The 26,176-nt window shown below is 70.7% G+C and carries 22 protein-coding genes and 1 pseudogene; 7 read left to right on the forward strand and 16 right to left on the reverse strand.

What is annotated here, in order from left to right:
- Positions 1-725 precede the first annotated feature (725 nt).
- From ABT263_RS34810 to ABT263_RS34870, 13 genes are all read right to left on the reverse strand, one after another.
- Complete coding sequence (locus ABT263_RS34810) at positions 726-923, reverse strand: hypothetical protein (RefSeq protein ID WP_352296917.1); 198 nt, start codon at positions 921-923, stop codon at positions 726-728.
- Between the two features lie 1,251 nt (positions 924-2,174).
- Positions 2,175-2,498: a hypothetical protein gene (locus tag ABT263_RS34815; protein WP_352296920.1), complete on the reverse strand. Its 324-nt coding sequence runs from the start codon at positions 2,496-2,498 to the stop codon at positions 2,175-2,177.
- Positions 2,498-2,629 carry a hypothetical protein gene (locus ABT263_RS34820; protein WP_352296923.1) on the reverse strand — a complete coding sequence of 44 codons (132 nt, stop codon included), beginning with the start codon at positions 2,627-2,629 and terminating at the stop codon, positions 2,498-2,500. The genes ABT263_RS34815 and ABT263_RS34820 overlap by 1 nt, the downstream gene beginning before the upstream one ends.
- A gap of 296 nt (positions 2,630-2,925) precedes the next feature.
- Positions 2,926-3,579 carry an ankyrin repeat domain-containing protein gene (locus ABT263_RS34825; RefSeq protein ID WP_352296926.1) on the reverse strand — a complete coding sequence of 218 codons (654 nt, stop codon included), beginning with the start codon at positions 3,577-3,579 and terminating at the stop codon, positions 2,926-2,928.
- Positions 3,580-3,680: 101 nt separating this feature from the next.
- On the reverse strand, positions 3,681-4,676 hold the full coding sequence (locus ABT263_RS34830; protein WP_352296929.1) for a hypothetical protein: 996 nt from the start codon (positions 4,674-4,676) through the stop codon (positions 3,681-3,683).
- An 83-nt stretch (positions 4,677-4,759) separates the two neighbouring features.
- The gene (locus tag ABT263_RS34835; protein ID WP_352296932.1) at positions 4,760-5,920 is read right to left on the reverse strand and encodes a site-specific integrase; all 1,161 of its coding nucleotides are present in this window, start codon (positions 5,918-5,920) and stop codon (positions 4,760-4,762) included.
- Positions 5,921-6,454: 534 nt separating this feature from the next.
- The gene (locus ABT263_RS34840) at positions 6,455-6,775 is read right to left on the reverse strand and encodes a helix-turn-helix domain-containing protein (protein WP_352296935.1); all 321 of its coding nucleotides are present in this window, start codon (positions 6,773-6,775) and stop codon (positions 6,455-6,457) included.
- 107 nt (positions 6,776-6,882) lie between these two features.
- Positions 6,883-7,950, reverse strand: coding sequence for a tyrosine-type recombinase/integrase (locus tag ABT263_RS34845; protein ID WP_352296938.1), 1,068 nt, complete (start codon positions 7,948-7,950; stop codon positions 6,883-6,885).
- A 71-nt stretch (positions 7,951-8,021) separates the two neighbouring features.
- Positions 8,022-8,939, reverse strand: a complete 918-nt coding sequence (locus ABT263_RS34850; protein ID WP_352296941.1) for an ATP-binding protein — start codon at positions 8,937-8,939, stop codon at positions 8,022-8,024.
- 432 nt (positions 8,940-9,371) lie between these two features.
- Complete coding sequence (locus ABT263_RS34855; protein WP_352296945.1) at positions 9,372-10,325, reverse strand: SMI1/KNR4 family protein; 954 nt, start codon at positions 10,323-10,325, stop codon at positions 9,372-9,374.
- Between the two features lie 116 nt (positions 10,326-10,441).
- On the reverse strand, positions 10,442-10,834 hold the full coding sequence (locus tag ABT263_RS34860; protein WP_352296948.1) for a hypothetical protein: 393 nt from the start codon (positions 10,832-10,834) through the stop codon (positions 10,442-10,444).
- Between the two features lie 143 nt (positions 10,835-10,977).
- Complete coding sequence (locus ABT263_RS34865; protein ID WP_352296951.1) at positions 10,978-11,478, reverse strand: hypothetical protein; 501 nt, start codon at positions 11,476-11,478, stop codon at positions 10,978-10,980.
- A gap of 218 nt (positions 11,479-11,696) precedes the next feature.
- Positions 11,697-12,224: an NUDIX domain-containing protein gene (locus ABT263_RS34870; protein ID WP_352296953.1), complete on the reverse strand. Its 528-nt coding sequence runs from the start codon at positions 12,222-12,224 to the stop codon at positions 11,697-11,699.
- A 469-nt stretch (positions 12,225-12,693) separates the two neighbouring features.
- Here ABT263_RS34870 and ABT263_RS34875 point away from each other — a divergent pair, with 469 nt between their 5' ends.
- Positions 12,694-13,185, forward strand: a complete 492-nt coding sequence (locus ABT263_RS34875; protein ID WP_352296956.1) for a hypothetical protein — start codon at positions 12,694-12,696, stop codon at positions 13,183-13,185.
- A gap of 131 nt (positions 13,186-13,316) precedes the next feature.
- On the opposite strand, the pseudogene istB reads toward ABT263_RS34875, so the two are convergent.
- Positions 13,317-14,037: pseudogene (gene istB, locus ABT263_RS38985) on the reverse strand (IS21-like element helper ATPase IstB).
- On the opposite strand from istB, the gene ABT263_RS34890 reads away from it, so the two are divergent.
- The gene (locus tag ABT263_RS34890; protein ID WP_502885912.1) at positions 14,030-14,188 is read left to right on the forward strand and encodes a hypothetical protein; all 159 of its coding nucleotides are present in this window, start codon (positions 14,030-14,032) and stop codon (positions 14,186-14,188) included. The pseudogene istB and the gene ABT263_RS34890 sit on opposite strands and share 8 nt — an antisense overlap.
- 126 nt (positions 14,189-14,314) lie before the next feature.
- Positions 14,315-14,470 (forward strand): hypothetical protein, encoded by a 156-nt coding sequence (locus tag ABT263_RS34895; RefSeq protein WP_352296962.1) that lies wholly within the window; start codon positions 14,315-14,317, stop codon positions 14,468-14,470.
- A gap of 631 nt (positions 14,471-15,101) precedes the next feature.
- Here the strand turns inward: ABT263_RS34895 and ABT263_RS34900 are convergent.
- Positions 15,102-19,235, reverse strand: a complete 4,134-nt coding sequence (locus ABT263_RS34900; RefSeq protein ID WP_352296965.1) for a polymorphic toxin-type HINT domain-containing protein — start codon at positions 19,233-19,235, stop codon at positions 15,102-15,104.
- A gap of 466 nt (positions 19,236-19,701) precedes the next feature.
- Between ABT263_RS34900 and ABT263_RS34905 the strand changes: the two genes are divergently transcribed.
- The 4 genes from ABT263_RS34905 to ABT263_RS34920 all read left to right on the forward strand — a co-directional run bounded on the left by ABT263_RS34905 (position 19,702) and on the right by ABT263_RS34920 (position 24,262).
- Entirely contained in the window at positions 19,702-20,181 is a 480-nt protein-coding gene (locus tag ABT263_RS34905; protein WP_352296968.1) for a hypothetical protein, read from the forward strand.
- A gap of 59 nt (positions 20,182-20,240) precedes the next feature.
- Positions 20,241-20,738: a hypothetical protein gene (locus ABT263_RS34910; protein WP_352296971.1), complete on the forward strand. Its 498-nt coding sequence runs from the start codon at positions 20,241-20,243 to the stop codon at positions 20,736-20,738.
- A gap of 46 nt (positions 20,739-20,784) precedes the next feature.
- Complete coding sequence (locus ABT263_RS34915; protein ID WP_352296974.1) at positions 20,785-22,410, forward strand: trypsin-like serine protease; 1,626 nt, start codon at positions 20,785-20,787, stop codon at positions 22,408-22,410.
- Between the two features lie 91 nt (positions 22,411-22,501).
- Positions 22,502-24,262, forward strand: coding sequence for a trypsin-like serine protease (locus tag ABT263_RS34920; RefSeq protein WP_352296977.1), 1,761 nt, complete (start codon positions 22,502-22,504; stop codon positions 24,260-24,262).
- A 369-nt stretch (positions 24,263-24,631) separates the two neighbouring features.
- On the opposite strand, the gene ABT263_RS34925 is transcribed toward ABT263_RS34920, so the two are convergent.
- Complete coding sequence (locus ABT263_RS34925; protein WP_352296980.1) at positions 24,632-26,056, reverse strand: ALF repeat-containing protein; 1,425 nt, start codon at positions 26,054-26,056, stop codon at positions 24,632-24,634.
- Between the last annotated feature and the right edge of the window lie 120 nt (positions 26,057-26,176).

Consider the following 26,176-nt stretch of genomic DNA (forward strand, 5'->3'; position numbering starts at 1 on the left):
GCACGTGCCCGTCCCTGGATATGGGGCCGTCCAGCTCCGCCAATCCGACAACTACGACGCCGCTACGTATACCTGCTTTGAGGAACGTAGCACTACCTTCGGTGCCTTTTTACCCTCAGTGCTCTGCACTTGAGGAGGTATTGTATGGAACACATTGCTTTGATCTTGGTCGGCATCTTCGCGATAGCTGCTCTCATACTCATGCTTCTACGTTCCTTCCTTCGTGACCTCAGCGATTTCTTGCTATACCTCGCCGACGAGGTTGCGCTGTGGGTTGAGCGCTACAAGTCGTGGAAAAGTCCCCGCGAGAACCATGCTTCCGAAGATCAGCTGCTACCTGAACCTCGACACGAGGCGGGAGCTCAGGCTCCGAAAGAGGGTCGCTAACGCCGGCGACCCCGACCACCAGCGCCAGCAGCGTCGTGGCGTTGGCCGTCGGCCCGGCCCCGACCGGGTGCGGTGGGGCCGGGCGCAGGGTGCGCAGCAGCAACCAAGCGCCGAGCGGAAGCAGCAAAGCGGCGACCAGGAGCTTGAAGACGTGCGGGCCGGGGACGGCGAAGACCCGGATGAGAGCGCCGATGACGATGACCGGGACCGCTCCGGTGATGAGCAGGCGGGTCAGCGGACCGCCCGGGCACGGGGGAACCGGGCCTGGCGCGCACGCCACACACCGCGACAGCACCCCCAACGCGACAGCCCCCACCCGGGTGGGGCGCCGGGTGCGGTCACGCCAGCGAGAGCCGCACCGCCCCGTCCGGCAGCCGCTCGTACAGGACGTCCCTAATCGCTCCGTCGACCGCCCGGGTCGAGGTGGTGAGCATGTGCTCAGCGTCGAACGTCAGCTCACCACCCGCGGCCCGGACCAGAGCCACCAGCAACTCCCGCGCGTGCCAGTCGGGAGCGATCCGGCGCGGGCTGTCCAAGTCGTCGTCCGTATCCGCACAACGACCCAGCCCCCTCCCGGCCACGGGCCCCGCGCCAACCCGAGCGCGAGCCCCGGACGAGGCGCAGCAGCCCGGCCGGCGGGAGCCGTCCGGCACGGGCGCGGGCCGAACGAGACAGGCACCCGGGACAGGAGCGAGGGCCTGGATCGGAGCCGGCTGCTCCTGGCAGGCCGGGACAGGAGCGAGGGCCTGGATCGGAGCCGGCTGCTCCTGGCAGGCCGGGACAGGAACGACGGCCGGGATCGGGGCCGGCTGCTCCTGGCAGGCCGGGACGCCCGACCCCGAAAAGCAGCACGAGGACCAGGACGCCGGCCAGACGCAGCCACACCGAGCCGAAAGCGACGGCCAGAGCGGCCCGGGGCCGGCGGCAGCCGAGCCGAGCCAGGTCGACGACCGGACAGCGGAGCGGAAGCGGCGGCTCCTGGCAGTCCCGGTCCGCCCTGCCCGGGGAGCAGCCGACCCGGCCGCCGACGGACGGGCGGGACGGCCGGCACCTGACGGTGGCGCAGCAGGCACACCCCCGCCCCGGACACCGCCGCGAACCGGCGCGACGGCCACCCCCACGGCCCCGGAACGCCCAGGGCACGCACCACTCCCCCACCGGAATCCACCAGCGAACCCACGACCCGCCGAAACAGCCCCGACCGGCAGCAATCCCGGCGAATCGAAAGGAAACTCCACGGCGGAAACCAGCGGCATTCCCGACGACTTTACCGACCGGCCGTCAATTCATCGGAACACCCCAAAGCGGCCCCGACCCCCGAGCCGCCCACCGAGCCCCGCCCGGCCGAGGAACCCGACCACCCACCGTAATCGAAACCGGCCCGGCCCAGAACGACGCCAGACCACCGAACGACACCCCGCCACCCACCCAGATTGGTCTACCAGAACGCCCAACAGGCACGAGAAACCCGGCGAGGTCACACCGACAGGCCGGAACCGAAGCCGCCCACACCACCCCGGAACCGGAGCCACCCCGCGCCAGGCCGGGACGGACCGGGCCAGGCAGGGCAGGGCCAGGCAGGGGCGGGTTCCGTCACAAGCAGTCCGTCACGCAACCCCCCGGCACCCCGACCGACAGACACCCGGACAGGACCACCGGGGGCCGGACGGACGGGCAGGCGGGCAGACGGGGACCGGACGCGCTGGATGGGCAGGGCCCGCGTGGACTACCAACGCCGCCACCAGCTCCCGCTTCGTCGGGACCGGCAGCACCAGCGGGCCCAACTCCTATGCGGCGCGGACCTGCACGCACTCGGGGCGTTCCAGCCGGTCCGGGCCGGCCTTCTCCCGCAGCTCCAGCTCCGAGCCCGCCTTCCCGCCGATCGAGCCCAGGCACGTCCAACACGGGCGCAGCGAGGCGTTGGCCTCCCGGGCCTTCTCCAGGCGCCCCAGGGCCTTGGCGGCGGCCTTCTCCTGGCGCTCCTCGTGCTTGTGGTGGCAGGGGTAGCAGCGGCCGCCGGGGCGGCGGGTCCACCGGCCGTGAATCCCGTACTCCCAGGTGCTCTCCTGTTTCGGGACCTGGCCGCAGTCGGCACAGGCCAGGGTCCGCATCAGCTCGCGGCGGGCCTGGTCGGCCTTCTTCTCCCGGCCTTCTGGCGCAGGTCGTAGGCGGCACGGTTGTCCGGGGTCTCCAGCGCCTCGATCAGACAGTGCCGGCCGGGGCGGCCGAAGCGCCACCACACCGGCCAAGCGGGCCGTGCTCGGCAGCAGCTCCAGGGTGGTCGCGACGACCGGTACCGCGTCGTCGTAGACTCGGCAGCCGTCCCCGCCTGGGTGGGAAGGGAACGGTCTGTCCTGCTCGGCCGCCCTGTCAGCCTGGTGCCGCTGGTGATGCGCCTGTCCTGCGGGTTGTCGAGCGCGTCTGTCAGGCTGCGGCCCTCCGGCCCGTCCGTGCCGCCACCACATAGGGCCCATCGGGCCGTGCCCGGCGAGCTGGTCGAGGAAGGTGACGAGACCTCGGGGCGGGACGCCTGCTCAGCTACCAGCCGGAGTCGACCAACGCGCAACTGTCCGGGGTGATGTGGTGGGTGCGGCCTGAGTAGCCGACCATCCGGCAGTGGCTGGTCACCCTGAGGCGGGGCGCGATCGCGGCTTCCTCCAGACGGATGCCGAAGCCTCCGTACATGCCTGGCACGCCGAACCACAGCTCGGCGTCGGGCAGTTCGGTCAGGACGCAGACCTGCGGGAGGACCAGCGCCGTCTTGACCGCGTAGTACTCGGTGCGAACCCGGATCAGCGCGTGCAGGAAGTGCTCCATCGCCCGGAGGTCCGGCTCCGGCACCGGGTGCAGGGGCGCCGGTTCCAGCAGCGGCAGCAGGGCGTCACGGCCGAACCGGACGGCGACGTCGGCGGGGCGCTCCCCATCCGTCGAGCGCAGGGTACGCCAGGCGCCGACGTCCAACAGCTGCTGGACGACCTCGGCCGGGGCGTTGTGCCAGGCGGCCTGGTGCAACGGCGCCCAGCCGCTGCGGCCGCCGACGCGGCGGGTGTTGGCCAGACCGGGCGACTTCGCGACGGCAGCCAGCACCGCCGGCCAGTCACCCCGGTGCGCCGCATCGGACAGCTGGTCCCGCTCGGCCTGGTGGACGTCCTTGTAGACGCCCCGCTCCGCCACGCCGTCCCAATCGGCCATCCGCTCCCCCTCGGTCCGCTGCCGCGCCGTGCTAGCCCCAGGGCACCCCGGGCCGTACCACCCATCTCGGCACGGGGGAGGCCGAGAACGTGCCCGGCCGCCTACTGCATGACTTCCCGGCACGGGTGCTCGAAGGAGAGCGGGCAGTAGTAGAGCTGCATGTTGTAGCTCCGCCCGATCTGGACGCCGATGTCCTCCCCGTCGCCCCGGTCCTCGACGGGGTCCCAGCCGCTGCCGTCCAGAACGCCGGAATCGATCGTCAGCAGCGGCATCATGACGGATTCGCAAGCGGTGCACCGTATCACCGACGGATCGCGGAAACTCCATGGTCCCCAGCCACCGACCTTCCACCCAGGGGCGACCGACAGCTCGTACTGGTAGTAGGCCCGGAACTCCTCGGCGTACAGGTACCTCGGATCGGTACCGGTGAACTCCCGCTCGCACCAGTCCCCGATGCGCTGCGCCAAAACCCTCTCCAGCTCAAAGGGCGACGGGTACTCCGCCACCACCTCGGGGTGCAGCACGCACGGCTCCGGCACGTAATCGCCGTCATGCGACACGTCAGCCGGTAGCGGAGGATCAGTCAACAGCGCGCCAACCTGAGCAGACGAGCGCCACACCACCCTGGCCGCAGGCATCCACTCCGGATCGTGGTTCAGCGGACACCACAGCACCTGCAGCAGGTCAGCGCCCTCAGGACACGGCAGCAAGGGAATGTCGCGCGCGTAGAGCTGGGCAACCGGCAGCAAGGCGTTCGGCTTCCGGGTCCACGGATGCCCCTCGTACGTCGCGTCCAGAGCCGCCCGCTCCCGATCGTCCGGATGGGGCCCGGCCCAGCCCTTCTTGTAGAGCTCCCGGCGCAGCCGGACATCGGCCAGCGACACCGGCAGATCGCCCTCGCGCTCCTCCGGATGCAGGCCCTGGCACACCGGCCACGGCTCGTCGGCCGGCCACAGCAACGGGCCCCCGACCGAACTGTCGTGGACGGTCGGCTCGCCCAGACGCGGGTGCAGGCGCACCGTCTGCCGGGCCAACGGCACCAGCTCCGGGAAGACCGCGGCGATATCCACCCGGCGCGGCGGCGTGACACGGACCATCGAGACATCTCTTTTCAGACGGCAGACAGGCATACGGACCTTAGCCGCCACCACCGTCAAAGCAGCCACCCAGGAACACATGGCTACAAGCCGTGGGGCGGGTGCGTGGGGTTCAGGTAGGGGGTGACGCCGGAATAGGACATGCCGAGGGCTGCGGTCAGCAGTTCGATGTCGAGTTGGGCGGCGAGGGTCAGCAGGCGGGTTGAGCGCAAGACCCGCGGTAGCAGGCCGACGGGGGTGAGGCTGTCGCGGATGTGGGCGGTGCCGACGGGGACGCGGGTGGTGGCGGTGAGGCGGGTGGTGAGGAGGTGGGGGTTGGCCGAGCCGGTGCGGGCCCGGTGGTCCAGACAACGCTGCAGGGCTTGCCAGGTCGCGGTGTCGAGCGGGGTGAGTGCCGGGCGACCGGGGAAGTGCAGGGCGCGGCGGCCGGTGTCCACGGCGTCGTCGGTCAAGTGGCGGAGTTCGGTGGTGGTGGCGGCGTGGAGCAGGGCGGCGAGGCCGATGAGGGCTTCGTGGGGGTGGGTGTCGGGGTTGTCGGTCCAGCGCCGGTAGAGGGCGCGCTGCTGGTCGAGGGTGAGGGTGGGGCCGCGGAACCCGCGGTGCTGCGGGGCGTCCAGCGGTGCGGTGGGGTCGTGGAGGACCGTCCCGGTGCGGTGGGCGTGGGCGAAGAACTGGCGCAGGCCGGCCAGGTGCGCGGCGCGGCGGGCCGGGTTGCGGGCCAGGAACGCCTCCACGTCGTGGGTGCTGACGCTCGCCCAGGTGGTGGTGCCCTGGCCGTGCAGGTGCAGGGCGATGTCGCGGACGGTGGTCAGGCGTACCTCGGCGGTCCGCAGCTGTTTGGGGCGCAGGCCGTGCTTGATGGCGTGGGCGCGCTGGGACAGGAGGTGGTCGGCGAAGGCCTGGGCGGCGGGGCGCAGCGGGGCGGGGGTGGCGTTAATGCGGTGCTGGCGGCGGGCGGCGGCGCGCAGGTCCTCGGTATCGGTTTCGGGGATCGGTGGGAGGTGGCCGTGGGTGGTGAGGAAGTCGGTGAGGGCTCGGGTGAGCTGGGGGTCGTGGTCGTGGGCGAGGGTGAGGAGGGCGGCGGGGGTGGGGGCGGGGGTGTGGTGGAGGAGTCGGGCGGTGCGAGCGATGACGTCGCCGGCGTACATGGGGTTGCGGTGGGTGGCGAGGTGGTCGGCGAGGTCCTGCCACCAGGGTGGGGTGTCGGTGAGGCGGCGGGCCCAGCCCTGGGCGCGGGCGGTCACGGTCCGGCCCGAGCGCTGGCAGCAGGCCTTGCACAGGCCCTTGATCCACTGGCCGGGCCGGCCGCAGGCCTCGCATGTCGGCGGTGGCGCGGCGGTGCCGGGATCGCGGGTACGGCAGGGGCGGCAGTGCTGGGTGGCGGCGTCCAGGACCCGGCGCCGGCCGCAACGCGCACACGGACCCCGTCCGGGACCTCCGGTAGTGCGGCGCTCACACGCGGCGCAGCGCTCGGCACTCGCGCGCCGCGTACCTCCGCAGCCCAGGCAGATCCGCGAACACCAAGCGCAGCGGCCGCTGTCAGGGCGCAGCCATCGCACGACGTGGCAGCCGGGGCAGCGGCCCTGCAGTGCGCCGGGAACACGGGCGGGCACGGGTGCACCTCCTGATACGGGTGGTCCGCCAAGGCGTTCCGGGCGGCCTTGGACGGTCGGTGTCAGGTCGGCCGAGGCGCCGGGGCTGGCGGCTCGTGAGGGGGCGGAGTGCCGGCCGGGGAGACGAAGGGCGGTCAGGTGGTGCCGTACCCGGGTGGGGGTGGTTCACAGGGGCGGGAGAGAACGGTGCGGCGCTCTGTGCGGCCGCGCCTGGCCAAAGCGGCGTGGCTCGGTGGGCGTGGACGCTGTGCGTTGCGGGGGCGGCGGAGGCGCGACAGGCGGCTCGGCGGCCGGGAGGGCGAGGAGGTCGCCAGGTGTGCAGTCGAGGGCGGTGCACAGCGCGGTGAGGGTGGACAGCTTCACCTGCGTCGGCTGCTTGGTGAACAGCACCGACACCGACGCCGCGGACAGCTCGACCCGGGCGCGTTCGGCGAGCAGGTGGCGCAGCTGGGTGGCGGTCCACACACCACGCTCAGCGGCAGCCATCCGCAGCCTCCACCGGATGCCGGGCGCTGGTTCAGCCGGGGTGTCCGCCGGAGGTGGTCCGTCCGGGGAAGGGGTGGTGGGGTCGGTCATCGGGGTTCTCCGTCGGGTCAGCCGGCCAGGTCCGCGACGGCGGCGACGGTGGCGCGCTGCCAGGCGTCCTCGGCGAAGCGGGCGGAGGGCTTGACGTAGGCCATTGTGGAGGCGATGTGCCGGTGGCCCAGGAGCTGCTGCACCGCGATCAGGTCCATCCCCTGTTCGTACTGGTGCGTCGCGCACGCCCGGCGCAGCGTGTGCGGGGTGAACCGCTCCGGTGCTGGCCGGTCTTCGAGGTCGAGGAGGCGGGCCAGGCGGTCGCGGACCGCCTCCGGCTTCAGCGGCGCGCCGCTGGGGTCCGGGAACAGCACGGGGGTGTCGGGGAACAGAGGCCGGATGTCCGCCAGATACCAGGCGAGGATCTGCTCGAGGCCGTCCAGCATCGGCGTCCACCGGGGCCGCGGGCCGGAGGTGTTCGCGGCCTTCCCGAACCTGACGTGCAGCCTGCCCGACAGTCCCTGCCGCAGGTGGACATCACAGCACTCCAGGCGCACCGTCTCGCCCACCCGCAGCGCTGCCCGGTACAGGGTGCGCAGCAGCGCGTAGTCCCTGGCCGCCGCCCGATAATCCGGCGCGACGGCAACCTGGTGGCGGGCGAAGGCGAAGAAGTCCTCCAGGCGCCCTGCGGTGGGAGGTGCCCCCACCAGCGGCGAGCCCTCGGCGGTGTGCCGGGAACGGTTGAAACGGTCCACCGGATCCCCCACCCGAACACCGAACCACGCGAGGATCTGGTTCTGCCGACGCTCGCGCAGGAACTCCAGGAACGACCGCAGCGCCTGAACGTACGCGCGACGGGTCCCCGGCGCCCGCCCGGCCACGACCAGCGTGCGGACCATCGCATCGACCTCGTCCGGTCCGACCTCCCACACCGGGCGGTCGAAACACCCCGGCATCCGGGCCAACAGCGAGGCGTAGCAGCGGATCGTCGACGGAGCGAACCCCCGCACCGTCCACGTCACCGCGAACGCCTGGGCGCACTCCTCCTGGAACACCCACGGATCGGTCTGCGAAGCAGGACCTGCCGCAGACGGGACCTGCCCCGCCAGGCCACCGTCCACTAACGACAGATGACGCACCACCACAGCCTGGACCCCCTACTCCCCCGGCCGCCGGTTCAGGCACCACCTGAAAGACCCGACCACCACCGGACGGATCAACGAGCCACCGAAGGAACGGCAACGCCACCAGAACCCGAACCCCGCAACCCACACGCGGCTGCGGGCAGGCGCTGCGCCTCGTCCAGGACCAGGACCCTGGGCCTGCGCAGCGCCTCAAGGAGCATCAGGTCCGCCGCGCCGGTCGAGTGTGGCAGCCGCCTCAACTCCAGCGCCTCGGCCAGCACCCGGCGCAGCTCCGGCACCGACGGGTTCACCCCGACATAGACCCGCCGTACCCTGACCGCCTCCGGCAGTTGGGACAGCGCGTACTGCAGCGCCACCGTCTTGCCATGCCCCGCGTCCCCGTACAGGCACGCCACCGCACCCACCGCCGCGACGTGCGCAACGCACCGCACCACCGACGCGACCACGGGGGTGACGACGACCTGCGCGCCGGGCACCAGGACCGGCACCGCAGCCAGGCGGGTCTGCTCACGCAAGAACACCTGCCCGCCGAGCCCCACGCCACTGACCGTCGCCAGGCCCAACTCGGCGAGCGGGTCAGAGCGCAGCGGCTCGGCAAGACCCGCCTCCCGCTCGATGACCAGCACCCGGCCCGCCAGACGGTCACGGCGCACCACCCGGTGCAACGTCCCCAACGGCGGCACACCCTCCTCACCTGATGCCAGCATCCGGCGGTGCAGCTCGGCGACGTTCCCACCCGCCACGGCCAGCAGCGCCCACGTCCGGTCCGACATTGCGTAGCCCTGACGGGCGGGTTTGCCGTCCACCTCGCCGGACGCGTTCGCCTCCGCCAACCAACGCCACACCGTCCGCACCGACACACCCACCGTATCAGCCACCGCCCGCACATGCCGCGACGTCAGCTCACCTGCCGCCTGGCGCTCCCGCAGACGCCGTACCACCAACGCCCGGGGCAACCCCCGCCCCACACCCCCACCCTTGTCGCCCATGCACCAGATCCAAGCGGCACCGCCCCGCAGAGGGCATCAGATCTCTCGAACCCAAGACAGCGGCAGCCACGGTGAGATACAACCCCCACGACAGCGCCCCACCGCCGGAACTCTCACCCCCACGACAGCCAAACCCGCCACCCCCGACAACCCACCCGACCAGCCCAAACCCGGCCCTCAGACCAGCACCAGCACCAACCTCTCACCAGCACTGACACCAACCCGAGAAATCGCACGCGCGGGGCAGGGGCTACAGCAACCGGGCGGCGTTCTCCTTCGGCGCCGCACCCACCCCGCCGCCGGCCACCGCAGCCCTCCTCCACCTCGCCGACCGCTGCCTCCAACTGGAGCCCGGGCCGGGGTGACCAGGTACGGGCCCACCCAGCGACACCAGCAGTCCGATCGCCGAGAGCCGCAGGCCAGCGGCCCGCTTCACGGGTGCGGGTAGTACTCGTCCCAGAACGCTTCCTTGGCCTGTTCGACCTGTTCGACAGAGGTGAACCAGTGGGTTTCGAAGTAGTCCGCGAGGGAGTAGGGGTGCTGGGGGTCGGTCAGCATCCGATGGATGAACTCCGTCGAGGAGCAGTCGAAGCGCTTCCAGGGGTCCCACTTGTCGGCGCGAGCGTAGACCGGCCACGCTTCCGGGTCCGGGTCCTCGACCAGCCAGCAGAACGAATGCTCGTCCGCGGTCGCCCACTCGAGGAGCCGGGTTGTGGGCCCGGAGGACGGAGCGGGGGCGGAGAACTCGGCGGTATCCGCAACGATCAGGCCCAGATCCAGGCCGTCGGGTCCCGGGACGCAGAGGTCGAGGGTGTCGTCGAAGGTGCCCGCGCCAAATGTCTCGGCCAACAGCTTGTAGTCCTGGGGAAGGCGCACCCCGAGCTTCCTCTCCACGGGCGCCCAGTCGACTTTCCTCCGCCCCCCGCGCCAACCGGTCAGCGCGACCAGGTCCTCGGCCCGCGGCGACTCGGCGGGCGTCACTGGAGCTGCCGAGTCAAGAATGCCCAGAGCATTTACAACGGCGGCCAGATCGGGGGCACCGCCTCTCGCGCCCTTGAGCAGGCCGACTCCGAGCCACTTCTGTCCGACAGTCCACCCGTACATCTCGATGACCTGGCTGGCGAGAACATCGACGAGCGGCGGACCCGGCAGGCATCGGAGCGATGGATCCATGAAGCCGTCGAGGGCGACAGTCTTGGGTGGCCCAAGTCGCGAACCCAGGGCAACCACGACCGCGTTCAACTCCTCAGGTCCACGATCGCCAGCCGCGAGATGGACCAAGTGGTAACGGTGGTCTTCCCGTCCGCCTTCCTGGGCGGACCCTTCGTCCGGCAACGGCCCAGCCAGGAGATCTTCGATCACGGCGATATGAGCAGTGCTGTCCACGACAGGGAGTAAACCTCATGAGGCGGACACTGCTCGCGAGGAATGCGGCCGGCGCTCACGGACCGAGCACTCGTACGCGGCTGAGCACGCTCACGCGTACGTAGACACCTCATGGATCAGGACGATGCGGTGAAGGCGCTGGAGGGCGTCGCCGCAGTGGTGGATCGCCCGTCGAGCTCCCAGCGTGCGGAGTTCCAGCAGGTGATCAACGCAATGACCGAAGTCGAGACCGATTCATGAGACGGGTCGTCCGGCTGTCCTCTGGCAGGCGATCTTGGATGGCGTACCTCGGTAGTACGGGGATTTCGCGGGTGCTGGTCGGTGGGCTGCCAGTCGACCGCGACGGCCAGGTCGCGCGGCCCAGGTTGGAGTACCGCGCCGGGGCGGCCGTCCCCGGCCTGGACGACGTCGATACCGGCGGCCGTGAGGGCGGCAATGGTGGCGTCCCACAGCGGCCGGTCGGGGCCGCGGTTCGGATCGGGATCGGTGCGGTGGTGCTGGGCGTGCATCCGGTGACCCTACCCGGCCCTCGCGGCTGCCCCGCCGCCTCCCGCTCGCCCTTCTCGGCCGGCGGCGCCGTGAAGCGCCGCCGCCGGCCACCGGGTGGCGGACAGCTCTTCGCGCCGTGGCGGCAGCGCAGGTGGCCAGTTGCTCAGTCGAGGTCCGCGGACGCCAGGGCCACCGCGAGCACCAGGTACGGGACGGCTTCCAGGCACTGCTCGGCCATCATGCTCCGGTCGGACGCCGTGCCCGCGTCGGCCAGCGCCAGCAGCCCGGCACCGACGGCCGCGTCGAGCGCCGCGTCCAGGACCTCGGCCGCGGTGAACTCCCCGCCGGCCACCAGCTCTCGCACCACGGCGGCGGCCTGCGCGGGGTCGGCGCGCCACAGCTCGGCGACCTGGTCACCGGCGCCCGCCAGGTCGATAGCCGCGCTCTGCTGCGCGGTCGGCAGCGGCACGGGCCAGGACAGTCCGGGCTCCTCCACGATCTCCTCGGCCCGCGCCAGCGCCACCCTCGCGGCGCTGGTGCGCTGGGCCTGCTCCCGCTCCCATACGACGGCGGCCGGCCACCGGGCGTCGTCCTCGGCCCGGGCCGCCTCCAGTAGCGGGGCGGCGGTGTGGCTGAGGTAGACGACCGGCAGCGGGTCCACCACGACCGCTTCCTGTCCGGGCGGGGCGTCGGCGACGGGCTGGTACAGGGCCTGCGCCGCCGTGGCGCACGCCCAACCGTGCTGGTCAGGGCGGCGATCAGCCGGGCGTGGCGGCGTCGGCGGGCGGGCAGGTCCAGGCGGGCGGGAGTCGCGGTCACCCCGGCACTATGCCGCGCCGCACCTGCCCGCGACGTCCGTTCCCGTGAACACCGTGCGGCAGGTCAGCGCCACTGGTAGGACGCACCGGTCATCGCCGGGAGCAGCAGCGGGCCGCCGGCCTGGGCGGTGTCGGGCCGGACGGCCTGGGCGAGGACGGCAGCGATGTCCGGGTACAGGTGGAGGCGGGCCGCGGCGGCGACCGGCAGCCACACCACCGGCGCGCGGTCCGGGTCGTCCTGCTCGGTCTGGGCGACGGCCGCCACCAGGTGGTCGGGCAGGTGCGCAACGTAGACCAGGTGCCGGCGCCGGAACGGCGTGGTCTCGCCCGGCCGCTCGGTCTCCTGGTCCTGGACGAAGCACAGCACCGGCACCTCGGGCAGCACCGCCAGGTCGAGGCCGAGCTCCTCGATGAGCTCCCGGCGCAGCGCGCCGAGCGGGTCTTCGCCGTCCTCGTGCTCGAGCAGGCCGCCGGGCAGCGAATGCTGGAGGCCTGCCTGCCTCTGGCGGCGGATCAGGCAGACCTGATCGTCGTGCAGCAGGACGGCGCACACCCTCACCCGGACCGGGTTGTCCGTGGTGCTGTCTGTCATGGCCGGTAGGGGGTCAGCGGTGCGGCGGGGTCGTCCACGTCGTCGGGCTGATTTTGTCGGGTCATATGAGAGCCACTGCTTCGGTGTGAACGGGAGCCGGGTGTAGACCGTTCGTGGCGGTGGTGTACTCGCCCGGGACGGGTGCTCTTCGGTGAGTTCGGGGGCCACTTCGGCGGGAATGGGAGCCACTGATCGGGTGACCGGGCGGGTCTGGGCGGAGTGTCCGAAAAGACCGGGTCAGCGGCGTCGATAACGTGTGGTCGCGGGCCCGGGTTGCCTCCCTGACAAGTCGTGGCCAGGGCCCGCCCCACACGAAGCGAGAGCACTGCGACAGCACGCCGTGATCGAGCCCGTTGGGTTCCTCGGAGTGCCTGACGCACTGGTCCAGCTGGCTGTCGCGTGGCGTACCCGGCCGTCCCCCGTCTTCAGCACCGCTGTAGCGTTGTCCGCGGACGATCAGGGGGGTTCAGTGACGAGGTCCTTGCATTTCAGCTGGGAACTGAGCGGCTCCGGCTGGGCGACGTGCAGGATCTGGGACGGCTCGACGAAGCACCGGGAGAGCGTCAGCTACTGCACAAACGCGCTCGCCGACTTGTTGGAAGGCGTGACGGGCCTTTACGGCCCGCATGGCATCCAGCGGTTCTCGTTCGACCTTGAACCGGCAGAGGCGCGGTGGATTCTTCGTCGCCGAAACAGTGACGTGCACATCACGATCCGTCGCTTCCCGGATATGTCGACCAGCTTCGACGCACCGGACGGGAAGGGCACCCTCGTGTGGACGTCCACACGTCCTCGTACCTCCCTGGCGCATGCGGTCCTGATGGCTGCCGAGAAGGTGCGGCGAACCCATGGCGAGGACGGCTACCTCCAGAAGTGGCGGCTGCACGCCTTCCCCACCACCGAACTGGAAACCCTTCGGCACCTGCACCTGGCAGCGGATGACTGCGCTCTCCAGCACTGAACCAACCGCGCCTCACGGCGCAACAAAAGCTGAGCCAGGACCGCTTATTATGCGCGGAGCCGGCCATCGGTGGGGGCCAGTCCCTCGTGCGGCCTGGCGGGTTGTCAGCTCTGAGCGGTGAGGGAGGATTCCTAGGTGGCCTGATAGCGGTAGGACTCGGTGCCGGTCTGGATCAGGGTGCAGCGGAAGGTGATCCGGTCGGCGATGGCCGCGCAGAGGCGGGCGTCGCCGAAGGTCTTGTCCCACTCGGTGAAGGGCGAGTTCGTGGCGACCGCGGTGGGCTTGCGCTCCTCGCGCTCGGTGAAGATCTGGAACAGAAGCTTGGCGCCCTTGCGGTCCAGGTTGAGGTAACCGAACTCGTCCAGGCAGAGCAGGTCGATCTTGCTGTAGCGGGCGATCACGGAGGACAGGCGGCGGTTGGCGTCGGCCCTCGGCGAGCTCGTTCACCAGCGCCGAGGTGGTGGTGTAGCGCACCGACAGGCCGGTCTCGGCGATCGCGGTGCCGATGCCGATCAGCAGGTGGGACTTGCCGGTGCCGGAGTCGCCGATCAACACCAGCGGCCGGCCCTCGCGCACCCAGGTCGGGGACTTGAGGTCCGCGACGACCTCGGGGGTGACGCTCGGGTTCTTCGAGAAGTCGAAGTCCTCCAGCCGCTTGGGCCGTGGGAAGCGGGCCAGCCGCAGCAGCCGCTGCTGGCGGCGGAGGTCGCGGTCGGTGAGCTCGGCCTGCAGCATGTCCAGCAGGAACTGCTTGTAGGTGGCCTGGTCGCGCCGGGCGCCGGCGGCCAGGTCGATGAACCGCTCGCGGAAGGCCGGCAGGCGAAGCTCGCGGCATGCCTCGTCGATGAGCATGTCCTCCGGATCTCCGGGCAGCGACTGGCACGCCGCCGCCCAGCGCAACCTGTTCAACCGCATGCTTGGCCAGCTCTACCACTGCCTCAAGGCCCGCCATGTGTTCGACGAACAGACGGCCTTCCCCACCGCACTGCCCGCCGCGGCCTGACCGTTTGGTGGTCGGTCGAGGTCAGGCAACCCTGTGCGGCATGGTTCCGAGGACGAGGCCGTCCATACCTGTAGGCAGCCGTCCGAAGGTGGCCAGGCAAAAGGGCTGGACCGTGTAGAGCTCGCCGTGTTCGTCGACCGCCGCCGTGTACGCCAACACGTCCGGCTCTGCCTCCAGCGCGACACCATCGGCCTCCTCGGCAACGCCCTCCGCAACCCTGCCAAGGCCGCCACCCGGTCCAACGACGGCGAGCCGCCACTCTGTGCAGCGCCCGACCGCTGACGTTGCCGTCAACTACTGCCGTCAAGCCGTCCCAAAAACGGTAGGGCCCCACCGAAACATGCTCGGCGGGGCCCTACCTATTGGGATAACCAGCTATGAATCCAAGCCACGATAAGCCATTAAATTCACCCTTGCAGCAGGACTATAAGGATGAATGAATGAAACATTCACCTTACAAGGCGGGCTTAATTGCCCGTCTGACATCTCGCCAATGTCGCCATCGCTTGATCGCGTAGACCAACAGGGAGCGACTCTGACTCCGTCGTCAATTGCAGCATTTCGCAGGCAAGGCGAGAATCGAAGCCTGGCATCTGAGCCATTTGAATCAGCCACGGAACGGCCAGCGCTATCCAATATGGCCGCCCCCGCTTGCATGCGGAGGCCACAGTCAGCTCCACTAGCCTCTCAGGGGTTGAGACCCCGTGACCTCCCAGAAGTTCCCAGGAGATTGAGAAATCGTCAAGGCATTCGGCAAGGCTCCTCTCAAGGAATGGCCACATAGCTATGTAGCCTGACCCTTCCAAGGTTGCCCTACCCTCGTCCGCCTTGCCGATGCCAAGCGTTCCATCTGGCATTACACCCAGCCATGAGTCATAGCTACTTCTCACGACTGGCGTCCAGTCTCCCATATCTAACCCCACGATTGGTAATCGGCTTGGACTCCGTAGCTTTCTATGAATTTCTGGAATTGATCCCACACGGCAGGCGTCCAGTTCTGGCCAAAATGGCCACTTTCCTGCGTGAAGACAAGCCCGCCATTCGCGTTCCGATACATCGTACCGCCAGCGACGGTCTTTGAGTCGGCTCCGAGTTTAGCCACCAGTTGCTCGTGCGGACTGAGCCCCCCTGGAATGGGGTCACGGTCTCCGGCCAGGAACTTTCCTGTCCCAGGATCGAAGACGAATTCCGTCTCCGGCTTCGGCGAAGCAAAGGAGGTCAAGGCATCTGCAGAGCCAGCCCCCGGCCCCAATGCAATATCGCCGCACCCAGAATTATGCACGAGAATTGGCGTGGCGCTAGCGAGTACATAGTACGTGTGGATGTCTCGAATAGTGAGGTTGAAGGCGGGCCGAAGGTCCGTCCGACGCTTGACACCGATGACCTCTGCGGTGGCGCCACTCGGGGTTCGCAGCGTGTCGCCTTCGACGAGGTCTGCGGCATTGCGCCAGGTGCGCTGACCCACAGACCAGTAGGGGTGGTGGTCGGTGGAGGTGATGGTGGCGGTCTTGCCGTCCGGTGTTGCGATGGTCAGGTCGGTGAAGTCGCGGTCGTCGGGTGTGTAGATGGTGGCGTCCACTGTTTGTGCAGCGGTTCGTCCGTTGACCGGGTCGGTGGCCAGCACATGGTCGCCCTTTCGTACCTGCTCGATCGGGCGGGAGGTGCTGTCGGCCATCAGGACGGGAGTGCCGGCCGGGAAGCTGTTGCCTCCAATGCAGATGCCGATGCGGGCGAAGGCGTCCTCGAGGAACGAGGTGACCCTCCCCTTGAAGGGCAGCTGTCGTGCGAGGTCAAGGAGCTTTTGCGCCGGGCCGCTGAGCGCGGTCACCGGACTCGTGCAGGCGGGCGACTTCTCTTTGGCATCCCCCGTGAGGAGGCCGACCATGCAAGAGCCCCCTTGCCAGAAGAAGGTCGGCAGAGCCTCGAGGACGAAACTCGCGTTGAACGCGAGCACGGCACTGTAGAGACTGAAGAGGCTTATGTAGGCCCCGGCGGCGAAGACGAAGGCCTGGCTGAGCTTGTCCGCGGCGTAGTCGATCCCCCTCAGGACGGGCCGCAGCCAGTCCTGCTGGTTGCCCCAGTCGATCGGGCCGCCGATGTAGTGGAGCGGACCGGTGCTGATCTTGGTGGCGAGGTCGGCGACGGCCTGTCGCCGCAGTGTCTCCCGCTGCACCTGGACGGCCACGTCCCGCAGCTCCAGCTCTTCGGCCAGCGCCTCGGTCTTGCTTTCCTCCACGGCGTGGACCGCGGCGGTATCGAACGCCGCCGCCGCGGCCTGCGCCGCTGTCCGGGCGTCGCTGCCCGCGGCGTCGGCCGAGGCCCGCGCGGCCGACGCCGCCGCGTAGGCGCTGCTAGCCGATGCACGTGCCCGGCCCGAAGAGTTCTGGGCTTGCTGGGCGGAGTAGCGGGCGCTGGCGGTCGCGTGGTCGGCCGTGGCCGCCGCCTCATTGGCGGCCTTGGATGCCTGGGCGGCCTGAGCGGCACTTGTCTCGGCCGACTTGGCCTTGTCGGTGGCCTGGGCCGCGTAGCCGGCGGCCCTGGTGGCCGCTTCTTGAGCTTGGCCGGCGGCTGTGGCGGCGTCACCTGCCGCGCCCTTGGCCACGGCGGCGGCCTGGGCTGCCTCGGCGGCGCTCTGCTGGGCGTAGGCGGTGACGGCGGCGCCCTCGGCGATCAGCCGCTGCACGTCCGCGATGTGGGCGGCGGCGAGCTGGTCTTTCCGTTGGGCCGTGTACTGGCCGGTTTCGATGAAGTCCCGCAGGATCTGCGGAGGCGCTTCGAGGGCGACGCGGGCGGCGGCCTCGAGTTCGGGGCCGGCGCCGTTGCGCAACTGGGCGGCGTGAACCTTGTCGTCCGCCAGCTGGGCGTTGAACCGGCCGGGGCCGAGGTAGTCGCGCAGGGCCTGAACGGTGCCCGCCATGAGCGCAGTTTCCGCTGCGGCCTTCACGCCGGGTCCGGCGTCGTTCATGGACTGCGCCACGGCGACCTGGTAGTCCTTGACGGCGGCCTGGAACTGGCCGGTGGTCAGGAAGGCGGTCACCGCAGCCGCGTCGCCCGTGAGTGCCTGGGCGGCGGCGGAGCGGACTGCGGGCATCTCGGAGCCGGCGGCGAGGTCTGCCACGCGCTCGCGTTCGTCGAGCTGGAGCGCCTTGGCACGACCGGTGCGCACGTACTCCAGGACGGCGCTGTCGGAACCGGAGAGAGCGGTCCGCGCGGCGGCGGCGTCCCAGGGGCCGGAGATCTTCAGCGACAGCAGGGCGAGCTTGCGCCCGTCGGTGGCGATCTGCGCGGTATCCGCGTTCGGCTGGAGGACCGCCGCGGCCAGGCGGTCAGCCTCGTCCTGGTAGAGGCGGGCCTGCTGCACGGCATCGCCGGCTTCTTTGCCCGCGTCGTCGTAGGCCGCGCGGGCGTCGATCGCCCGGTCGGTCGCGGCGGCGGTGCGGGCCGTGAGGTCCTCCGCCTCGGTCCGCCTGGCCAGGTCCTGAACCTTGCCCGCCTGCTCGACAGCGGCCTGCGCCTCGTCCGCCAGAACCTGCGCCTGATCCGCGTGGATCTTGGAGTTCTGGGCAGCGGTGGCCGCCTCGCCCGCGTGCTGCGCCGCCTCATCGGCGGCCTGCGCCGCGGCCTGCGCGTGGCCGGCGGCGGAGTTCGCGAGACTCTTGGCAGCGGTGGCGAACAGGACGGCCTCGGACACCAGCGACTTGGCGGCGTTGGCGGCCCGGGCCGCCTCCTCGGCATGACGACGGGTCGAGGCCGCCGCCTGCTTGGCACGGGCCGACTGGACCCCGGCCTTCTCGGCGAACCCTCCGGCCCGCTCGGCCGACGCGGCAGCGTCCTTCGCGTCAGCACCGGCGCCGGCCGCCGCTCCCACCGCGACCTGACTCGCGTTGCCCGCGACGATGGCATCGTCCAGGGACCGAGCGGCGGTGAGGGCGTTCTCCGCCGCAGCGCGCGCCTCCAGCGCGGCCTGCGTGGCATCCCCGGCCTTGTCCCGGTTCACCGCCGCCGAGGCCGCGGCACTGCGCGCCCGAGAGGCGGCCTGCGCCGCACCGGCGGCAGCGTACGCGGCCTGGGAGGCCGCCGCGGCGGCCGTGCGAGCGGCGTTGGTCGCCGACCGCGCCGACTGCGCGGCACTCTGCGCGGCGGTCCCCGCCTGCTCCGCGGCCTGAGCCGCGCGCTCCGCCGCCGCACCGGCCATAGCCCGGTCCGCGCCGGCCGCCTCGGTCTCCGCGGCGGCCCGGGCCGCGGCCTCCTTCGCCAACTTCGACGACGCCACCGCCTGGGCGGAGGCGGTCTTCGCGGCCTCGGTCTCCCGCACCGCCTGCGCGGAGGCGTCCTTGGCCTGCTGCACCAGCTGCGCGACCGTCGTACGCTCGGCGTCACGGGCGCGTGCCACGTGCTGGCCCACCGCCAGGAACTCGCGCACGTCGACGATCGAGCCGTTGAGCGCCAGACGTGCGGCGGCCTGCGTGTTCGGCCCTCCCTCGCTGAGGATCTGGACCAGCTTCACCCGGTCATCCGCTTCCCTGGCGGTGTACTGGCCCTCCGCCAGGAACGCCCGCAGGTCGTCGGCCGAACCGAGCAGCGCCGTCTCGGCCGCCTTGCGCACCCCCGCGCCGGCACCGTTCATCGACTGCGCGACCTGCACCTGCTGATCCTTGATCAGCGCCTGCCGGTAGCCGCCACTGAGGAAGGCCTGCAGGTCGTCGGCCGAGCCGAGCAGCGCCTTCTCGGCCAGCTCCTGCACCCCCGGGCCGGCCAGCGCGTGGATCTGCGCCACCGCGACCTGATCGTCCTTCACCTGCGCCGCGGCACGCCCGCTCTCGAGGAAGAGACGCACATCCGCGTCCGATCCGAGCAGCGCGGCCTCCGCTGCCGCCCTGACCCCCGACTCCCCAGCCTCCCAATAGCTGAGCACCCTGGCCCGATCGGTGACCCGCGAAGCACCCGGTGGCGTGCCGGCGTCCTGCCCGGCCGCGAAGGCCGGAGCCGTGCCCAGCAGGCCGGCGAGCAATGCCAATGGCAACAGTCGAAGGCTCAGCCCGCGCAACGGAGCTCCTCGAGCCCTCCGTTTGCGAATCGACGATATGCCCACCAGCAACCCCTTTTGATTAGCCCTCGCACCGGCTCACCCGGCGCCTGCGAGAGCATAATGCCGGACACCGACAAGACAACACCTGATGGAGCGTCAGCCGATCCCGTTGGAAGGCCATGCCATGGCGAAGTGCCGCCCGCCAGGAACACGTTGAATCAGGAACAGAAGATCGGAATGCGGACACCCCTAATGGATGGTTTTGTCCGCGATATGCACAATTCACTTGCGGTCACATCACCTCAAACGTCCCGGCGAAGAACGGACATGACGGTCGCTTGTCCGACCGATGCCCTAGACTCTCGCGTCGTGTGGCCAGGCCTGACTTCGACGGCCGGCTCGCCCTTCCGTGCTGATCACCCCAGTTCGGACACCACCGCAGGGATAGGCATGCCTGCGCCGAAGAACCCGAAGAAGGTTGCAGATGAAGACTCGTATACGTTGGAAGATTGTTATCGCCTGCCTCGCGGCCGTTCTCGCGATCGGCGCCTCCACTGTCGCCTCGGCCGATAGCACCCCTGCGGGTAATTCCGCCGCCCCGCCCGTAATCGAAGACTTCACCTACCCCGGGGCGTCGCCGTTCCCGAATCTCAAGCTCCTGCGCGGGGACGGGAATATCGTCCTCGCCGACTGCTACACCGATGTCCAGATCCAGCTGTTCAGCCGCGCCGTCGACGGCGCCGGCCCTGCGGCCTGCTTCCGGGTCACCGGTACCACCGGGTTCCTGGCCCTCGAACTGCCGAAGACCTTCATCATCCGCACAGCGGGTTACGACGTACGCGCCCGGCTGACCACCGACGCCGGCGTCACGACGACGGTCGACGTGCCCAAGGACACCCAGCAGAACGTGGCCGAAGGGCTCGGCCAGAAGCCGGCGGCGCTGGTCGAGCTGCGAACCAGCTGACCCACCGCACAGCCCGCGACAGCCGCAACCCAGGCGGCCCGTTCTTCGGAAGGACCCGGATGAAACGCCGCACCCGCGGCCTGCTCACAGCGCTCGGCGCGGCTGTGGGCATCACGGCCTGCGTATCCGTACTCGCCGCGGCCGACACCGCACCGCCGACCCCGCCGACGGCGGCCGACGCTGCGACCGCGCCTCTGGCCCTCGAGGACTTCGCCTACCCCGGCGCCAACGGCATCATCAACGTCAAGCTCCTGCGCGGAGACGGACACGTCACCCTCGCCGACTGCTCCGGCCCATCCCAAATCCAGATCTGGACCCGCGCCCCCGGCAACGCCGACAACAAGGTCTGCTTCGCCGCCGACACCACGACCGGCTTCCTCGCCCTGGAGCTGGCGGACGTGTTCGCTGTCCAGACCAGCGGCCGGTCCCTGCGTGCGAGCCTCACCGCCGGCGGCACCACACAGACGCTCGACGTCCCCAAGGACGGCTTCAAGGGCGTCGGCGAAGGGGTCAGTAGCGCGCCGACCACCGTCGTCGAACTGCGTGTCACCGGCTGACAGTCCGCCCCCCGCGCTCTCTCCCTAGCACCCTAGGAACCACTTCATGCTTCGCAAGACCTCGCCCCGCGCCCGGGTGACGAGCCTGCTCGCCGCGGCCCTGGCCGTCGGCACACTCGGCACCTTCGCCGGCACGCCGGCCGGCGCCGTCGCAGCCGACCCAGCGGCTGACGGCTCCTACGCCTTCACTACCAAGATCACGATCGGTGACACGTTCCGCGCCTGCACCGGCGCGCTGGTGGACCGTAAATGGATCATCACCGCGGCGTCCTGCTTCGCCGACGACCCCGCCCAACCGCAGAACCTCGCCGCCGGCGCGCCGAAGTGGCGCACCACCGCCACTGTCGGGCGCACCGACCTCACCACCGGCGCCGGCCAGCAGGCCGACATCGTCGAACTGGTGCCCCGTCAGGACCGCGACCTCGTCATGGCCCGCCTCGCCACCCCCGTCGACGGCATCGCCACCCTCCCCCTCGCCACCACCGCACCCACCAGTGGCCAGAGCATGCGCATGCCCGCCTACGGGCGCACCAAGACCGAATGGGTCCCCACCAAGCTCCACACCGGGACCTTCACCCTCGACACCGCCCGGCCCACCGCGATCGACACCACCGGTGTGAACGGCGCGGCCGTCTGCAAGGGCGACACCGGCGCCCCGCTCCTGCGCGAGACGAACGGCAAGGCCGAGCTCGTCGCCGTCGCCTCCCGCTCCTGGCAGGGCGGCTGCCTCGGCGAGACCGAGACCCGCACCGGCGCCTCCAGCACCCGCACCGACGACCTCAGCGCGTGGGTAGCGGAGCTGCGGCTGCGTACGGCGGACGTGCAGGCAGGTACCCACGTGCAGGTCATCGGGGCCAACGACACGCTGTGGGACACGGTCGTGGGCCCCAGGGCGGGCGGAAGTTGGTCTCCGGTCACCAGCGGTGCGCTGGCCGCTGTCGACACCGTCGCCATCGGCGACACTCTCCACGTCTTCGTCGTGGGCTACGACGGCCATGTGTACACCCGGGACGGGAAGGTCGGCGGCACCTGGACGCCGTGGGGTGAGGTCCCCGGCGGCGCGGCGGGGGTCAGCGGCATCACCGCCACCGCCCGCGGCACCATGGTCGGCCTGCAGATCATCGGCTCCGACGGCTCCCTCTACAGCACCGGCGTCGACTACGCGGCCGGCTACTGGAGGCCCTCGTGGGAGCGTGTCGACACCAACAATCTGAAGGCCGTCACCAGCGCCACCACCGCCAACGGCGCCATCCACGTCTTCGCCGTCAACGAGGACGGCCGGGTCTATACCCGCGACAACAACCTCGACGGCGGCTGGACCGCGTGGGGTGAGATCCCCGGCAACGCCGTCGGCGTCAAGGACATCACCGCCAGTGCCCGCGGCAACATCGTCGATCTGCAGATCATCGGCTCCGAGGGTTCCCTCTACACCACCAACGGGAACTTCGACGCCGGCCACTGGGACCCCGCCTGGAGCAAGGTCAGCGACAACAAGCTGAGGGCTATCACCAGCAGCGCCGAGAACAACGTCGTCCACGTCATCGCCATCAACGAGGACTACAAGGTCTACCAGCGCGACGCCGACTACAACGCCGGCCGCTGGACCGAGTGGAGCGAGGTCCCCGGCGGCGCCGCCGGTGTCAAGGCCCTCACCGCCGCCACCGCCGGCTGACCCCCATACCTCGCGGCTTGCGGGGGCCCAGACCAACACGGTCTGGGCCCCCGCAAACCACCATCCGCATCCGGCTTCAGGGAACCGCATCATGTCTCGCACCACCTCAACCCGCACCTGGCGTGCGGGCCTCCTCGCCATCAGCGTCGCCGCAGGCACCCTCACCGCCGGCTTGAGCACACCGGCCGTCGCCGTCTCCGCCGACCCGGCAGCCGACGGCACGTACGCCTTCACCGCCAAAATCGCGATCGGTGACACTTTCCGTGCCTGCACCGGCGCCCTCGTCGACCGCAACTGGATCATCACCGCGGCGTCCTGCTTCGCCGACGACCCCGCCCAACCGCAGAACCTCGCCGCCGGCGCACCGAAGTGGCGCACCACCGCCACCGTCGGCCGCACCGACCTCACCACCGGCGCCGGCCAGCAGGCCGACATCGTCGAACTGGTCCCCCGACAGGACCGCGACCTCGTCATGGCCCGCCTCGCCACCCCCGTCGACGGCATCCCCACCCTCCCCCTCGCCACCACCGCACCCACCAGTGGCCAGAGCATGCGCATGCCCGCCTACGGCCGCACCAAGACCGAGTGGGTCCCCAACAAGCTCCACACTGGGACCTTCACCCTCGACGCCGCCCGGCCGACCGCGATCGACACCACCGGCACGAACGGCGCGGCCGTCTGCAAGGGCGACACCGGCGCCCCGCTCCTGCGCGAGACGAACGGCCGGGCCGAACTCGTCGCCGTCGCCTCCCGCTCCTGGCAGGGCGGCTGCCTCGGCACACCCGCCACCGAGACCCGCACCGGCGCCTCCAGCACCCGCACCGACGACCTCAGCACCTGGGTGAACAAGACCCGTCACACGACGCCGTCCGGGTCTGTCCTGGCCGGGTCGCCGTTCACGATCGCCTACCCCGCCGACAAGCACCTGGTGACCTTCGTCCAGGACAGCGTCAACCACCTGTGGTCCGTCGACCCCAAGGGCGAGGGCTGGCGCGACCTCGGCGCCTACGCCGCCGGCTCCCCCACCGCCGTGGTCAACCCAGCCGACCAACACATCGTCGTCTACGTCAACGGGCCGAACAACCGGCTCTGGTCCTACGACCAGCAGGCCGCCCGGTGGACCCAGTTCACGGTGACCGGCTCGGGCACCGTACTGGCCCCGAACGCCGTGCCGCGCACCGTCGTGGACCCCGCCGACAACCACCTCGTGACCTACATCCGCGATACCGACAGCCACCTGTGGTCCGTCGACCCGGCGGGCGAGGGATGGCACGACCTCGGCCCGATCGCCGCCGCCGACCCCTCCCCTGTGATCAACCCCAACGACGGCCACGTCGTCGTCTTCCTCAACGGCCCGAACAACCGGCTGAACTCCATCGACGAACGCGGCGGCGTCCGTACCGAGTTCACCCCCACGCCCTCGGGCACCGTCATGGCCCCGGACGCCGTCCCCAGCACCGTGGTCGACCCCGTCAACGGGCACTTCACCACCTACATCCGCGACACCGCGCACCACCTGTGGTCCGTCGACCCCCTCGGCGCGGGCTGGCTCGACCACGGCCCCAAGGCCGCCACCGATCCCATCGCCTCCATCAACCCCCTGAACGGGCACATCGTCGTCGTCGTCCACGTCAACGGCCCCGACAACTACCTCAACTCCTTCGAACCGCAGGGCCAGGGCGACGGCTGGACCCAGTACGACCGCACCCCCGCCGGCACCGTCATGGCCCCCGACACCAAGCCCCACACCGTCGAAGACCCCGCCGACCACCACCTCGTCACCTACATCCGCGACACCAACAACACCCTCTGGGCCGTCGACCCCGCCGACGAAGGCTGGACCCTCCTGTAGAACAAGCCCGCGGCCCCCGGGACAGAACCCCTCCGAACGCAGGGCGCAGGGCGCAGGCGGGACAGGCCAGACCTGTCGGCCGGCGCACCGCTCGTAGGCGCAGGACCGCCGCATCACCGGGCACCCGCCCGGTGATGCGGCGTCCGCCGCCCCGCGCGAGGAACCGCGCGTAGGTGGGCGGCCACGGACCGTTCGGGGCACGGCCACTCCCTCACGGTCAACGGCCGGCCTTCACTCCCCGGCCGCCGGCCCACGCCGGTAGCAACCACCAAGCGCAGCCTCCGCCCGCCGGGCCAGGACCAGCCGGACGTCAGACACAAGGTGCCCCCGACCGAACGGCCGGGGGCACCAGGGTGTCCGGGGTCGCGGTCAGCTGTCGGCGACGTGCCGGCGACGTGAGAGCGCCACCAGGGCGGCACCGGCGGCGACGGCCGCAGCGGCGCCGCCGGCCTCCCAGCCGAGGCCCTCGTCCACCCCGGTCGCGGCGAGCTGACCGGAGACCGCGGCCGTGCCGGTGGTGGTGCCGGCGACCCGGGCAGGCGCCGCAGCCGGGGCCGGGCTTCCGACGGGGCCCACCGCAGCGGCGGGCTGGACGCCCTGACCGGAGGGCTGGCTCCGCCCGGTGCCGGTGTTCTGGGCCTGGTCCGGCTGCTGCACCGGCGCAGTGGTCGGCTTGGCAGCGACCGCCGCGTTCGCCTCGTCCTCGGCACGGGCCGTGTACTGGCCCTCCTTCAGGAAGGCGACGACATCCTGGGGGGAACCCTTCAGCGCGGCGACCCCGGCCTTCTGGACCGCGGGACCACCGACCGACAGGATCTGCGCGACCTTCACCCGGTTGTCGGTCGCGCGAGCGTTAGCGAGACCGTCCTCCAGGAAGCGGCGCAGGTCGGCGGGCGTGCCGTCCAGGGCCTTCTGCGCCCCCTCATAGACGCTCGGGCCGATCTCCTTGTCCGCGAGGATCGTCAGGATCTCGGCCCGGTCGTCCTCGGCCCGGGCCACGTACTGGCCCTCCTTCAGGAACCTGAGAACCTCCTCGGCCGAACCCCACAGTGCGACCTCGACAGCCTTACGCACAGCAGGTCCACCAGTGTTGAGAAGCTGGGCGACCTTCACCTTGTTGTCGGCCCAGCTCTGCTGCGCCAGCTCGACCTCAAAAAAGTGCCGCAGATCCGCCGCGGTACCGGCGAGCGCCTTCTCAGCAGCCTCCCGAACACCCGGCCCCGACTCCTTGTCCGCCAAGATCCGCTCCACCTCGGCACGGTCCTCGTCCTCGGCTCGGGCCGTGTACTGGCCCTCCTTCAGGAACCTGAGGATGTCGTCGTAGGTGCCGTTGAGCGCGGCCACGACGGCCTTACGCATCGCGGGTCCGCCAGTGTTGTAGAACTGGGCGACCTTCACCTGGTTGTCACCCCGGCGCTGCTGCTCCAGTTCGACCGTGAGAAAGTGCCGCAGGTCGGCGGCGGTACCGGCGAGCGCCTTCTCGGCAGCCTCCCGAACACCCGGCCCCGACTCCTTGTCCGCCAGGATCCGCTGCACCTCGGCACGGTCCAACGCCTCCTGGGAGTCATGGTCACCCACGGCGTCGGACACCGTGTCAGGACCGGACACCCCGGCCGGCGCCGGCTGCTCGGCGGCGGACGCCATCGATGGGAACAGCACGGTGGGAGCGAGCGCGGCCGCGGCCAGGACGGCGGACACCTTGGGCAACTTCATCAAGCGAACCTGCTTCGTGAGCGGAGAACACGGGGAGAGATCGTGAACCCGGTCAGCATAGATCGTTAATGTGATCAGCATGCCAATAGTCCGCCCCGGGCCCTAGTGTCCTGCGCCGGAGATCCGTCGTTAGATCTTGCATGAGTGATTCTCCGGATGCGCCGGTGCGCCGTCGCGGTCCCGCGTTGGAGCCGTTGTTGC

The sequence above is a fragment of the Kitasatospora sp. NPDC001603 genome, assembly GCF_040298365.1.
In the GTDB taxonomy this organism is placed as follows: Bacteria; Actinomycetota; Actinomycetes; order Streptomycetales; family Streptomycetaceae; genus Kitasatospora.